At 72.7% G+C, this 12,051-nt stretch carries 12 protein-coding genes and 1 riboswitch; of the genes, 5 read left to right on the plus strand and 7 right to left on the minus strand.

All coding sequences use genetic code 11. The features are described 5' to 3' along the window. Positions 1 to 14: 14 nt before the first annotated feature. Together ACFVS8_RS13520 and ACFVS8_RS13525 are read right to left on the minus strand one after the other, a co-directional pair. The gene (locus ACFVS8_RS13520) at positions 15 to 1,454 is read right to left on the minus strand and encodes a hypothetical protein (protein WP_387063028.1); all 1,440 of its coding nucleotides are present in this window, start codon (positions 1,452 to 1,454) and stop codon (positions 15 to 17) included. 154 nt (positions 1,455 to 1,608) lie between these two features. Beyond that, positions 1,609 to 2,010, minus strand: a complete 402-nt coding sequence (locus ACFVS8_RS13525; RefSeq protein ID WP_387063031.1) for a MerR family transcriptional regulator — start codon at positions 2,008 to 2,010, stop codon at positions 1,609 to 1,611. Between the two features lie 80 nt (positions 2,011 to 2,090). Here ACFVS8_RS13525 and ACFVS8_RS13530 point away from each other — a divergent pair, with 80 nt between their 5' ends. Together ACFVS8_RS13530 and gap are read left to right on the plus strand one after the other, a co-directional pair. Then, positions 2,091 to 3,341, plus strand: coding sequence for an MFS transporter (locus tag ACFVS8_RS13530; protein WP_387063034.1), 1,251 nt, complete (start codon positions 2,091 to 2,093; stop codon positions 3,339 to 3,341). Positions 3,342 to 3,472: 131 nt separating this feature from the next. Further along, complete coding sequence (gap, locus tag ACFVS8_RS13535) at positions 3,473 to 4,468, plus strand: type I glyceraldehyde-3-phosphate dehydrogenase (RefSeq protein ID WP_387063037.1); 996 nt, start codon at positions 3,473 to 3,475, stop codon at positions 4,466 to 4,468. A gap of 54 nt (positions 4,469 to 4,522) precedes the next feature. Here gap and ACFVS8_RS13540 read toward each other — a convergent pair whose 3' ends face one another. After that, complete coding sequence (locus ACFVS8_RS13540; protein WP_387063040.1) at positions 4,523 to 5,917, minus strand: MFS transporter; 1,395 nt, start codon at positions 5,915 to 5,917, stop codon at positions 4,523 to 4,525. Then, a riboswitch (TPP riboswitch) is annotated at positions 5,911 to 6,018 on the minus strand. (Overlaps the previous gene by 7 nt.) 90 nt (positions 6,019 to 6,108) lie before the next feature. Further along, a complete protein-coding gene (locus tag ACFVS8_RS13545) occupies positions 6,109 to 6,495 on the minus strand; it encodes a hypothetical protein (protein WP_387063043.1) in 387 nt (128 codons plus the stop codon). A 50-nt stretch (positions 6,496 to 6,545) separates the two neighbouring features. Here ACFVS8_RS13545 and ACFVS8_RS13550 point away from each other — a divergent pair, with 50 nt between their 5' ends. Next, entirely contained in the window at positions 6,546 to 7,502 is a 957-nt protein-coding gene (locus tag ACFVS8_RS13550; RefSeq protein WP_387063046.1) for a DMT family transporter, read from the plus strand. A 56-nt stretch (positions 7,503 to 7,558) separates the two neighbouring features. Then, positions 7,559 to 7,975, plus strand: a complete 417-nt coding sequence (locus tag ACFVS8_RS13555) for a helix-turn-helix domain-containing protein (protein ID WP_387063048.1) — start codon at positions 7,559 to 7,561, stop codon at positions 7,973 to 7,975. 34 nt (positions 7,976 to 8,009) lie between these two features. Here ACFVS8_RS13555 and ACFVS8_RS13560 read toward each other — a convergent pair whose 3' ends face one another. Both ACFVS8_RS13560 and ACFVS8_RS13565 read right to left on the minus strand, forming a co-directional pair. After that, positions 8,010 to 8,618: a ClpP family protease gene (locus tag ACFVS8_RS13560; protein ID WP_387063051.1), complete on the minus strand. Its 609-nt coding sequence runs from the start codon at positions 8,616 to 8,618 to the stop codon at positions 8,010 to 8,012. Then, positions 8,615 to 9,298 carry a ClpP family protease gene (locus ACFVS8_RS13565; RefSeq protein ID WP_387063054.1) on the minus strand — a complete coding sequence of 228 codons (684 nt, stop codon included), beginning with the start codon at positions 9,296 to 9,298 and terminating at the stop codon, positions 8,615 to 8,617. The genes ACFVS8_RS13560 and ACFVS8_RS13565 overlap by 4 nt, the downstream gene beginning before the upstream one ends. Before the next feature lie 253 nt (positions 9,299 to 9,551). Here ACFVS8_RS13565 and ACFVS8_RS13570 point away from each other — a divergent pair, with 253 nt between their 5' ends. Further along, positions 9,552 to 10,883, plus strand: a complete 1,332-nt coding sequence (locus ACFVS8_RS13570) for a hypothetical protein (protein WP_387063057.1) — start codon at positions 9,552 to 9,554, stop codon at positions 10,881 to 10,883. Between the two features lie 102 nt (positions 10,884 to 10,985). On the opposite strand, the gene ACFVS8_RS13575 is transcribed toward ACFVS8_RS13570, so the two are convergent. Then, on the minus strand, positions 10,986 to 11,879 hold the full coding sequence (locus tag ACFVS8_RS13575) for a LysR family transcriptional regulator (RefSeq protein WP_387063060.1): 894 nt from the start codon (positions 11,877 to 11,879) through the stop codon (positions 10,986 to 10,988). Between the last annotated feature and the right edge of the window lie 172 nt (positions 11,880 to 12,051).

Consider the following 12,051-nt stretch of genomic DNA (forward strand, 5'->3'; position numbering starts at 1 on the left):
CGCTGGGCCGTGCGTCAGCCCTTGACGCGGATCGCGCGGCGGGCGCCGAAGGCGATGCCTGCGAGCGCGAGCATTGCGGCCGCGAGTGCGGCGAGCGGCAGTGCGTCGAAGCCGGTCGAGGCGAGGCCGGCCTTGGTACCGGTGTTCGACGTGGCTGCCGAGCCGGTGCCGTCGGTGATGCCGGCGCCCTCGTCGGTGGTGCCGGTGCCCTCATCGGTCGTTCCGGTGGTCGCGGCTGCGGTGACGGTGACGTCGGCGCTCGCGACCTCCTCGCCGTTCTGCAGCACCACGACGCGGTGGGCGCCGGCGGGGGTGGAAGCAGCGATCGTGCCGGTGCCCGAGAACGCGCCGTCGCCGTCGGTCGTGACCGAGGCGAGCGCCTGCGGGGTCGAGTGCAGCTCGATCTCGTAGGTCGTGTCGGCCTCGAAGCCGGTGCCCGAGACGGTGATCGCGCCGCCGGCCTTGAGCGAGCCGGTCACCGTGATGGCCGGGTCGGCGGGGTCCACCGGGTCCACCGGGTCGATCGGGTTCACGACGCAGTCGGAGTCGACGGTGACGCTCGCGAGCAGGGTGTCGCCGTGCGCGGGGCCGGTGCGGACCTCGACGACGTGCTCGCCCGAGTCCTCGGCGAACGTGTAGGTCTTCGACACGGGCTGGTTCTCGAAGACCGCGACGATGTCCTTGACGGCGCCGTCGACCGAGACGATCGCCGAGTAGGTGCCGTTGACCTTCGAGGCGAGCAGCTCGTCGTTCGTGAGGGTGACGACCGCGGTGCCGCAGGTCGTGGCGGTGTCGACGGTCGCCGCCGCGGCGAAGTCACCGGTCTCGCACGAGGTGCTGTCCGAGCCGACGACGCTCGTCGTCGGCTCGACGCCGAAGCCCTCGTAGGCGGTGACGCTCACCGAGTAGGTGTGCGTGCCGTAGGTCTCGGTGCCGGGCTCGCCCTTCTCGAGCGCGAAGGCCGCCGGGGCGTACTCGGCGCCGAACGACTCGCCGTCGACCACGGTCTCGCCGTCGATCACGACGGTCACGGTGTTGGGCGTCGCGTCGGCGGGGATCGCGGGGGTGACCTCGCGCTCCTCGGTGACGGCGTCCTTCGCCTCGACCTCGACGTGCTTGGAGGTCTCACCGGTGAAGTAGTACCAGCGCCAGTCGTACCAGAGTTGCCAACCGGAGTCCTTGTGCGAGACGTGCTCCTTGCCGAGGATCGTCCGGTACACGTAGTCGGTGTGGCTGACCTCGGCGACGGCGGGCGAGATCTCGACGGTCTCGGTCACCGCGTCGGCGCCGGGCTCGACGGTGTAGCCCGAGAGGTCGATCGAGAGGGCGTCGCAGGTGCCCACGACGGAGTTCGTCGTGGGTTCGGTCGTCGCGGAGGCCGGGGCAGCCGCGCCGGCGAGGGCGAGGCCGGCGCCGAGCACGGCGACGACCAGCGCGGGAAGGGTGCGCTTCATCGGGTTCCTTACACGTAGGGGTGGGTGCACGCGAGACGGAACGTCTCGCTGACGGGTTCCACCGAGCCTACGGAGCAGGAGGGGCCCGACCGCCAGGAAACGGAGCGATCACCCCCGGATTGGGGGAAGGCGCGAGACCCGGCCGCGCGCCGTCTCAGCCCGCGGCGTGCTCGCGCTCGTGCTCGGCCTCCGACAGCACCGCGGCGTGCTCGGTGCGCGCGAGGAAGTCGCGGATCGTGTCGCGGCTGCGGGTGAGGCAGGCGATGCGCGACTCGATGCCGACGAGCTCAGCTGCGAGCTTCTCGGCGACGTCGCGGGGGCAGCTCGGGCGCGCCTCGGCCACGGCGTCCTCGAGGCCCATGAGCTCCTTCACGAGCTTGGTCGTGACGCCCGACTGCACGAGGCTCGCGATGCGCTGCACGCGCTCGAGGTCGGCCTCGGAGTAATCGCGGTACCCGTTGGACTCGCGGGTCGAGCTGAGCAGTTCCTGCTGCTCGTAGTACCGCACGAGTCGGGTCGACACGCCCGCCCGCGTCGCGACTTCGCCGATGCGCATGAGGCCTCCGAGGTCGAGTTCGAACCGAGTCCGCCAGGCCGCTTGACCTTGACATTGATGTCAAAGTTTAGCGTCGAAGCATGAGCGACACCACGATCACCTCGAGCCGGTCGGCCACCGGGCCGCAACCGGCATCCGCACTGCCCTGGCCGGCCCTCATCGTGCTCGGCGCCGCGACCTTCGTCATGGTCACCGCCGAGATGCTGCCCACCGCCGTGCTGCCGCAGATGTCGGTCGGGCTGGGGGCGACGGAGGCGCAGACCGGCCTGCTCGTGTCGATCTGGGCAGGGGTGGTCGTCGTCGGGAGCCTGCCGCTCGTGCGGTTGACCCGGCACCTCGACCGGCGCACCGTCGTCGTCTGGAGCCTGGTCGCGCTCGCCGTGTCGGCCGCGGCGACCGCGCTCGCGCCCGCCTACGGGTTCGTCGTCGCGGCTCGCACCGTCGGGGCGCTCGCGGTCGGGCTGCTGTGGGCCACCACGAACGCCCTCACCGCCGACCTGGTCCACGACCGCGACCTGGCGCGCGGCGTCTCGATCGTGCTCGGCGGCGCGACGCTCGGCATGGTCATCGGCACCCCGATCGCGAACTTCGTCGCGCAGGGCGTCGGCTGGCGGGCGACGTTCGCGGGGCTCGCCGTCGCGACGCTCCTCTCCGCTGCGGCGGTGCGCTGGGCGGTGCGCCCGGCCGCACGTGAGGCGATCCCGGCGATGCCGTCGAGCACCGGGCAGACGGATGCCGCGCCGCGGCCCGGTGCGCCGGCCGCCCGGTCACGCGGCATCCGTCCGATGCTCGCCGTGGTCGCCCTCGTGGGACTGTTGCTCGTCGGCCACTACGGCGCCTACACGTTCATCACCCGGATGCTCGCCGACGCGGCCGCGCCGCTCCCGGGCGGCGTCGGCACCCTGCTGCTCGTGTTCGGACTCGCCTCGGCCGGCGGCGTCGTGCTCGCCGGGCGCTTCGGTGCTCGCACGGGCCGCGCCCTCGTGGTCGCGGCCGTCGCGACCGGGCTCGCGCTCGCCGCCCTGGGGGCGGTCGGGGCGAGCCCGGCACTCGGCGTGGCCGTCGTCGTGGTGTGGGGCGTCGTGTCGGGCGCGGTGCCGCCGCTCGCACAGACCCTCATGCTGCGACTGGCGGGCACGCGTCATCGCGATCTCGCGGGCGCACTGATCCCGGTGGTGTTCAACCTCGGCATCGCCGTCGGAGCGGGCCTCGCCTCGGGGCTCGTCGGGGCGTCGGGCACGGCGCTGCTCCCGGCGTTCGGGGCGACGGTCGTCGCGGCATCCGCAATCGGGCTGGGGTTCGCGGTGCGAGCCGGTCGCGTCGTCCGGTGAGCCCTGGCGAGAAGCTTTCGCCAAGTGGCTTGCACGCCACTGTCGCCGAATCGCGGGCCGGGGCATCGTTGAGGGATACCACCGGGAAACCGGTACCACCGGGAGACCGGACCCTGAAAGGACCAACACGCATGACCCGCATCGCCATCAACGGCTTCGGCCGCATCGGCCGCAACGTCGTCCGCGCCCTCGTCGAGCGCGGCTCCGACCTCGAGCTCGTCGCCGTCAACGACCTGACCAGCCCTGCCGAGCTCGCGCGCCTGCTGAAGTACGACACCGCGGGCGGCCGGTTCGGCAAGTCGGTCGAGGTCGACGGCGACGTGCTCGTCATCGACGGCCGCCGCGTCAAGGTCCTCGCAGAGCGCGACCCCGCGAAGCTCCCCTGGGGCGAGCTCGGCGTCGAGCTCGTGCTCGAGTCGACCGGCCGCTTCACCGACGCCGAGGCCGCCAAGGCGCACATCACCGCCGGCGCCAAGAAGGTGCTCGTCTCGGCCCCCGCGAAGGGCGCCGACTCCACGCTCGTCTACGGCGTCAACACCGACGCGTACAACGCCGAGACCGACGTCATCGTCTCGAACGCGTCGTGCACCACGAACGCGCTCGCACCGCTCGCCAAGGTCCTCGACGACCTCGCCGGCATCGAGCACGGCTTCATGACCACCGTGCACGCCTACACGCAGGACCAGAACCTGCAGGACGCCCCGCACTCCGACCCGCGTCGTGCACGCGCGGCCGCCGAGAACATCGTGCCCTCGTCGACCGGCGCCGCGAAGGCCATCGGCCTCGTGCTCCCGAACCTCGACGGCAAGCTGAACGGCGACGCCATGCGCGTGCCGATCCCCGTCGGCTCGATCGTCGAGCTCAACGCGACCGTCTCGAAGGAGGTCACGCGCGACGAGGTGCTCGCCGCGTACAAGGCCGCCGCCGAGGGCCCCCTCGCGGGCGTGCTCGAGTACTCCGAGGAGCCGCTCGTCTCGAGCGACATCGTCGGCAACCCGCACTCGTCGATCTTCGACTCGGAGCTCACCCGCGTCGACGGCAAACACATCAAGGTCGTCTCCTGGTACGACAACGAGTGGGGCTTCTCGAACCGCGTCATCGACTCGCTGACGCTGCTCGCGGGCTGACCTCGCGCTGAACTCCGAAGGGCCCTCCGTCGACGCGGAGGGCCCTTCGGCATGTCATGCGCTCGGCAGGACCGATCCGGACGCCGCGGCCGGCACGCGCGAGCCCGCGGGATCCGTCCCGGCGACGGGCCGGGCGAGCGCCGCACCCGCGATCGCGAGCGCCGCCGCGACGACCATGAGCGCCGCGACGGGCCACCAGTGCCCGGTCGCCGCCACGAGCGCAGCGGCGAGCAGTGGCGCGAGCCCGCCGCCGACGATCGCGCCCGCCTCGCGACCGATCGTGAGGCCCGAGTAGCGCACGCCGGGCTCGAAGAGCGAGGCGAACCAGACCGGCTGCACGCCGTCGGCCGCCGAGTTCACGACGCCGATCGCGAGCGCGACGGCGCCGATGACGAGCGCGGCCGATCCGCTGCCGAGCGCCAGGAAGAGCGGCACGGCCAGCACCGCGAGCCCGACGAGGGCCGCGATCGTGAGCCGGGCGGGCCCGATGCGCTCGCCGACCGTACCCCACCACGGGCACAGCACGACCGCGAAGGCCGCGCCCGCGAGCAGGGCCGTGAGCGTCACCCACCGCTCGAAGCCGAGCGTCGTCGCCGCATAGCTCAGGCAGAACACCGAGACGACGTAGAACGTCGTGTTCTGCCCCGCCCGCACGAGGAACACCGCGAGCACGTTGCGCGGCGCGCTCCGCAGCACCGAGACGAGCGGATGCCGCGTGGTGCGGCGCTCCTCGAGGAGGGCCATGAACTCGGGCGACTCCTCGACCCGTCGGCGCAGCACCACGCCCACCGCGACGAGCACGATGCTGACGAGGAACGGCACGCGCCAGCCCCACGCGAGGAACGCGTCTTCGGCGAGCACCGCCGTGAGCACCGTGAACGCGAGGTTGCCGACGATGAGGCCCGCGTAGAGCGAGCTCTGCACGAGCCCGCCGCGTCGCCCCGCGCCGCCGGGTGCGGCCTCGACCGCGAGCAGCGCCGCACCGCCCCACTCGCCGCCGGTCGCGGCGCCCTGCACGAGGCGCAGCAGCACGAGCAGCAGCGGGGCGACGACGCCGACCTGCGCGTAGGTCGGGAGCAGGCCGATGAGCGTCGACGCGACGCCCATCACCACGAGCGTGCCGAGCAGCACCGGCCTGCGGCCGAACCGGTCGCCGAGGTATCCCGACACGAGACCGCCGAGCGGCCTGGCGAGGAACCCCGTCGCGAACACGGCGAACGAGAGCAGCACGCCCGTCGCGGCGTCCTCGGCGGGGAAGAACACCGCGGGGAACACGAGCGCGGCCGCCGTGCCGTACAGGAAGAAGTCGTACCACTCGAGTGCGGTGCCGATCGAGGCGGCGGCGACCGCGCGTCTCGCTCGGGCCCGCACGGCGGGTTGCAGCGCCTCCGCGTCGGCCGGGCCGGTCTGCACCGGCGGGTGGGCATGGTCGATTCGGGCGCGATCCATCATCGCGACATCCCTTCGCTAGTCCGAACTAGATCAGGTTCGACGGGTGTGATCTCAGCCGCGGGCCCGGTCGGGCAGGTGCGGCACCCCGTGTCACTGCCCGCCAGCATAGCCACGCGGCACCGATCGCCGTTCCGTACGTCAGGACATGACGACGAGCGGATGCCGCGTGGCCGACCTCGGTGCTCGGATCAGACGTCGACGCTCGGCACGAACACGCCGGGGCCGGGCGTTCCCGCGATCCAGTTCGGTGCCATCGGCAGCACGACCCCGGTCTCGAACGCGACGATGAGCGCGACCATCGCGTAGGCCATGATCGCGAACGTCGTGACGCCGAGCACGAGCCCGGTCGTGGCGACCCATGACCGGGGCTGTTCCGCGTCGCGGAACCGCTGCGCGCCCATGAGCGCGAACCACACCGCGAAGCCGCCGAAGAAGGCGACTCCGGCGACGCGCCCGAACTCCGCGGCGAGCGGAACGGTGAACGCCACGATCAGCGAGGCTGCGCCGAGCACGAGCCCGACCCACGCGAAGAAGCGCGCCCATCCGACGCCTGCGGTGTGCTCGTAGGGGATCATCCCCTCGATTCCACCATGCCGATGTCGGCGGAATGCGCCAGACTGACCCGGTGACGCGCCGTGGCTTCTTCCTCTTCGCCGCGCTCGGCATCGCGTGGGGCATCCCGTACCTGTTCATCAAGATCGCGGTGAGCGAGCTCGAGCCGGCGATGGTCGTGCTCGGGCGGTCGGGCCTGGCGGCCGTGCTGCTGCTGCCGCTCGCCCTGTTCCGGCACGAGGTGCTCGCGGTCGTGCGGCGCTGGAAGCCGATGCTCGCCTACACCCTCGTCGAGATCGTGCTGCCGTGGTACTTCCTGAGCTCGGCCGAGCAGCACCTGCCCAGCTCGACCGCCGGACTGCTGCTCGCCGCCGTTCCGCTCGCCGGCGTCGGCATCGCGTTCATCATGGGCCGCCCCGAACGCCTCTCCGGCTCGAACTGGCTCGGCATCGCCGTCGGCATGCTCGGCGTCGCCGCGCTCGTGGGCCTCGACGTCGCGGGCTCCGACCTCGGGGCGGTCGCCGAGATGGCGGTCGTGGTCGTCGGCTACGCGCTCGGCCCGGCGATCCTCGCCCGGTGGATGCCCGACCTGCCCGGCATCGGCGTGGTCGCGATCTCGCTCGCCGCGGCGGCCGTCATCTACGTCCCGGTCGTGTTCGCGACCTCCGCGTGGCCCACGGCCTGGCCGTCGACCGAGGTCGTGGTCTCGATCGTCGTGCTCGCCGTCGTCTGCAGCGCGCTCGCGTTCATCCTGATGGTCGCCCTCATCGGCGAGATCGGGCCGGTCAAGGCCACCGCCATCACGTACGTCAATCCGGCCGTCGCGATCGCCGCCGGCGTGCTCGTGCTCGGCGAGCGCATCACGGTCTGGACCGTGGTCGGCTTCGTGCTCGTGCTGGCGGGGTCGTACCTCGTCACGCGGCATCGACGCGAGCCCGACCCGGCACCGGGGCCCGAGGGCGTGTCGGCGGCGTCGACCGACCTGGCGGAACCGCCCGAACCGGCGTCCGACCGGCAGGCAGACGGGTGATTCTGCTCTCAGCGGATCCGCGCGACATCCGGGCGACCGCTGGGTAGCCTCGCGACATGGACGCGAGCCTGCTGCAGACGACCGAGCGGATGACGCGGCGCGGCGCCGAACGCGAGCGCACGCCGCTCTGGCGCGAAGCGCTCGGGGCGTTCCTGCGTCGCGAACGACTCGAGCAGCAGCGGATCCTCGCCGACGTGGCCGGCGCGGCCGACGTGTCGACCCAGTACCTCTCCGAGATCGAGCGGGGCCGCAAGGAACCCTCGAGCGAGATCCTCGCCGCCGTGGCCGAGGCGCTCGGGCTGACGCTCCTCGACATCGCCGCCGGCGTCGCCGACGAGCTCGCGCCCGACGAGGCCCGCCGGTCGCCGCGCCCGCTCGTGGTGCTCGACCTCACGGCGGGCGACCGGCGGTTCGGCGTGCAGACCTCGGCCCCCGTCGCCGGGTCGACGCACGCCGTCGTGCTCGCGGCGTAGCCCCCGCCTGCGCGGGCCCGCCTGCGACAGCCCGTCAGCGCTCGAGCACCGGCACGCGCTGCGCCGCGACGACGCGGTCGACGAGCCCGTACTCGACGGCCGCGGGGGCGTCGAGGATCAGCTCGCGATCGGTATCGTGCCGCACCTGCTCCGGCGTGCGCCCGGTGTCGTGCGCGAGCACCTGCTCGAGCTCGCCGCGCACGCGCAGCACCTCGTCGGCGTGGATGATGAGGTCGGGGATCGAGCCGCGACCCTGCGTCGACGGCTGGTGCAGCACGGCCCGCCCGTGTCGCAGCATGCCGCGCATGCCCGGCGCCCCGCCGGCCAGCAGCACCGCGACGGGGCCGCCGGCCTGGCCGACGCACGTCGTCGCGACCGGCGGGCGGATGTGCTGCATGGTGTCGTAGACCGCGAGCGCCGCCTGCGGCGAGCCTCCGGGCGAGTTGAGGTAGAGGTGCACGGGCGACTCCTGGCTCTCGGCCTCGAGGTGCAGCAGCTGGGCGATCAGCACGTTCGCGACGCCGTCGTCGATCTCGGTGCCGAGCGTGATGATGCGCTCGCCGAGCAGGCGGCTGTACACGTCGACCGTGCGCTCGGCGTTGCCGCGCCGTTCGGTCACGTAGGGAATGGTGTAGCTGCTCATGCGAGTGCCTCCTGTGCGGCAGCGGCGGCGGGGTCGGCGAGGCGGTGGCTCGCGGCATCCGTCTGGAAGCCGGGGCCGAGCATGCGCCCGCGCGCGCCGGGGTAGATGTCGATCGCGTCGTGCACGACCCGGTCGATGAAGCCGTACGCGACCGCGTCGGTCGCCGAGACCCAGCGGTCGCGCAGCGAGTCCTCGGTGATGCGCTCGAGCGGCTGGCCCGTGTGCTCGGCGAGCAGGCCGAGCATGGTGTCGCGCGTCTCGCGGAGGTCGTCGGCCTGCAGCTCGACGTCGACCGCGGTGCCGCCGATGCCCGCCGAGCCCTGGTGCATGAGGATGCGCGCGTGCGGCAGTGCGACCCGCTTGCCCGGCGTGCCGGCCGAGAGCAGGAACTGGCCGGCGCTCGCGGCCATGCCGATCGCGACGGTCGCGACGTCGTTCGGGATCGCCTTCATCACGTCCATGATCGCGAGCATGGCGGTCACCGAGCCGCCGGGGGAGTTGATCCAGAAGGCGATGTCGCGCTCGGGGTCCTCGGCCGAGAGCAGCAGCAACTGGCTCGTGAGCCGGTTGCCGAGGTTCTGGTCGAGCTCGGTGCCGAGCACGACGACGCGCTGGCGGAACAGCAGGGTCGAGAGGTCCGCATCGATCGGATGCAGCGGGGCCGGGGTGTCTTCGCTCATGCCCCCAGCGTGCGCCGATCGGATGCCGCGGGCGAGCGTTTCCGCCGTGGGCAGTGCTGCCGTCGGCTGAACGCCCTTCGGTCCGCATCGGTGCAACCTGCTCTGGCGGGTTCGCGCGGCGGGCGGAACCGGCTCAGGTGGAACCGGGGGCGACTCGCCGAGCGACCGGGGGATGCCACGGCGCCGGGCCTCTCGTAGGATCGTGGGTGCGCTTCGGCGCCGCCCCCAACCGCCCCCACGGCCAGGAGCCCGAGTGACGACTTCCGTTGACGAACCGACCCCAGGTCGTCGTGCGGCCGCACGCGCGTCATCGGCGATCCATCGCCATGCCTCCGACGCCGGCCGCTTCCGCTACCACGTGTGCTCGCTCGAGCCGGGCGGCGAGTACGAGGAGACGATCGTCGAGGTCGTCGGAGCCGGCGGCTCCCGCTACTTCGCGACCGACGACGGCGCGCGCATGACCGAGGTCTCCGAGCGGTACGTCGCCGTGCGGCGCATGAGCGAGATCCGGTCGATGCACGAGCTCGACATCGACGAGATGGCCGAACTCGAAGACGAGCTCGGCTTCGAGCGGCAGGTCGCGGGGCACGACCCGCTCGCGGATCCCGGGTGGACGGAGTTCCTCGACGAGGCCGACCCGGCCCGACCGACCGGGCCGGTGACGCCGATCCGCGCGACGGTGCCGGTCGTTCCGATCACGCCGATCCCGCCGGCCCCGGTCGTCGCGGTCCGCGCGTCCGAACCCGAATCCGCGGCTGCGGCCGAACCCGCGGCCGCCGCTGAACACGAACCCGCCACCGAACCCGATACCGAGCCCGATGAGCGCATCGTGCTCGGCGCCATACCGGATGCACCCGAACCGGCACCCGCCGTGCCGACGAACACCGACCCTGCACGCAGTACGAGAGACGAGCACATGACGATGGATTCCGACGCCGACTGGACCTTCGAGCAGTTCGAGGCGGTGGTCGCGGGTTCCGCGGCGCCCGCTCCGGCTCCGGCCCGCCAGGCACCCACGGCCCCGGTCGCCCCCGTGGCGCCCGTGACGCCGATCGCGCCCGCTGCGCAGCCCGTCGTGCCAGCCCCGTCGGCGGCCCCGGCTGCGGCGCCGGCGCCGGCATCCGCTCGTCCGGTCGCCTCGGGTGCCACCGCGGCTGCCCTGCAGATCGGCCTCGCGCAGGGCATCGCGTTCGTCGCACATCGCGGGCAGACCGACCAGCTCGGGGCCGAGTACATCGACCACCCCGGTCGCGTGGCCGAGACGTTCGACCCGCAGACGCAGTCGGTCGAGGTGGCCGTCGCGTGGCTGCACGACGTGCTCGAAGACACCGACCTCACGGCGCAGCGGCTCTCCGAGGCGGGTGTCGCGCCCGAGGTGATCGAGGCCGTGCGGCTGCTCACGCGCACGCCCGACGTGCCCGAGGCCGACTACTACGCGCGCATCCGCACGAACGAGGTCGCGCGAAGCGTGAAGCTCGCCGACATCGCCGACAACACGGCGCCGTGGCGCCTGCGCAAGCTCGACCACGAGACGCAGACCCGGCTCACCGAGAAGTACGCACGGGCGCGCGCCGCGCTCTCCTGATCGCCGTACGCTCCTGAGCGTCGCGCTCCATCGATGGGCGCACGCTCCTGACTGGCGCCGTCGCCGCGTCGCTCGCCGTCGTGCGACGCTCGGCGCGCCCGTTCAGGCGCCCTCGAGCTCCTGCCGCACGCGCTCGGCGATCGCGATGAACGTGCGAGTGATCGGCCGGGGCGTGCGGGCGGTGCGGCGCAGCAGCGCCCAGCGCACCGGGGGCGCGTCGCGGATGGGCACGTACCTCACGCCCGGCCACGGGTAGTAGCGCCGCCCCTCGTCGGGCACGGGGCAGACGACCTCGCTGTCGGCGACCACGGCGAGCACCTCGGAGTACGTGGAGACCGTCGGCCCGCGCCGGATCGGGCGTCCGGAGGGCGTCTCGGTGGGCATCGCGCCCGCGAGCCACGTGTCGGGCGCCACGATGTCGGGCACGGCGAAGTCGCCGAGGTCCTCGAGCGAGACCGTCTCCCGCCCCGCGAGCGGATGCCGCGACGAGACGGCCAGGTTGAGCGGCTCTTCGCGCAGCACGCAGCCGACCGAGAGATCGGGTTCGTCGACCGGCAGCCAGTTGATCATCAGGTCGACCTCGTCGTGCCGCAGCGGGCCGAACGGGTCGCCGTAGAACGCCTCGCGGAACCGAACCTCGGCGAGCGGATGCGTCGCGCGCAGGGCCTCGAGCACGGGAACGAGGTCGTGGGCCTGGGCGCCCATGACCCCGATCGTGAGCGTCTGCGAATCCTCGCGCGCCGCGGTACGGGCCTCCGAGACGGACGTCTCGATGCGGTCGAAGGCCGGCCGGAGCCCGGCGCGCAGCGTCTCGCCGACCCGGGTGAGGGTGACGCGACGGCTCGTGCGGGTGAACAGCGGTGCGCCTATCTCGGCCTCCTGGGCGCGGATCGCCTGGCTCACGCGCGAGGGGGAGACGTGCAGCCGCTCCGCGGTACGGCCGAAGTGCAGCTCATCGGCGAGCGTGAGGAAGATCTCGATGTCGCGGAGTTCCATGTGGCCTTTCGACCGTGAATGCAGGGCTCATCGATCGTAGTGCGATCGGCCGTTGATCGCGTTCGTGGGCCGCGGGATGCTTGGCGACGCCCGGCTTCGACCGGGCCGGTGCCGGGTTCCGGCAGGCCGAGCGGCTCGTGGAAAGAAAGTTGGTATTCGGTGTTGCTAAGTA

The sequence above is a fragment of the Agromyces sp. NPDC058110 genome (genome assembly GCF_042884735.1).
In the GTDB taxonomy this organism is placed as follows: Bacteria; Actinomycetota; Actinomycetes; order Actinomycetales; family Microbacteriaceae; genus Agromyces.

Coding starts and splice junctions, on each gene's coding strand:
- ACFVS8_RS13565 (WP_387063054.1), bottom strand. CDS start 9,298: ATGAGCGAAGACACCCCGGCCCCGCTGCATCCGATCGATGCGGACCTC.
- ACFVS8_RS13575 (WP_387063060.1), bottom strand. CDS start 11,879: ATGGAACTCCGCGACATCGAGATCTTCCTCACGCTCGCCGATGAGCTG.
- ACFVS8_RS13525 (WP_387063031.1), bottom strand. CDS start 2,010: ATGCGCATCGGCGAAGTCGCGACGCGGGCGGGCGTGTCGACCCGACTC.
- gap (WP_387063037.1), top strand. CDS start 3,473: ATGACCCGCATCGCCATCAACGGCTTCGGCCGCATCGGCCGCAACGTC.
- ACFVS8_RS13545 (WP_387063043.1), bottom strand. CDS start 6,495: ATGATCCCCTACGAGCACACCGCAGGCGTCGGATGGGCGCGCTTCTTC.
- ACFVS8_RS13520 (WP_387063028.1), bottom strand. CDS start 1,454: ATGAAGCGCACCCTTCCCGCGCTGGTCGTCGCCGTGCTCGGCGCCGGC.
- ACFVS8_RS13560 (WP_387063051.1), bottom strand. CDS start 8,618: ATGAGCAGCTACACCATTCCCTACGTGACCGAACGGCGCGGCAACGCC.
- ACFVS8_RS13530 (WP_387063034.1), top strand. CDS start 2,091: ATGAGCGACACCACGATCACCTCGAGCCGGTCGGCCACCGGGCCGCAA.
- ACFVS8_RS13555 (WP_387063048.1), top strand. CDS start 7,559: ATGGACGCGAGCCTGCTGCAGACGACCGAGCGGATGACGCGGCGCGGC.
- ACFVS8_RS13540 (WP_387063040.1), bottom strand. CDS start 5,917: ATGGATCGCGCCCGAATCGACCATGCCCACCCGCCGGTGCAGACCGGC.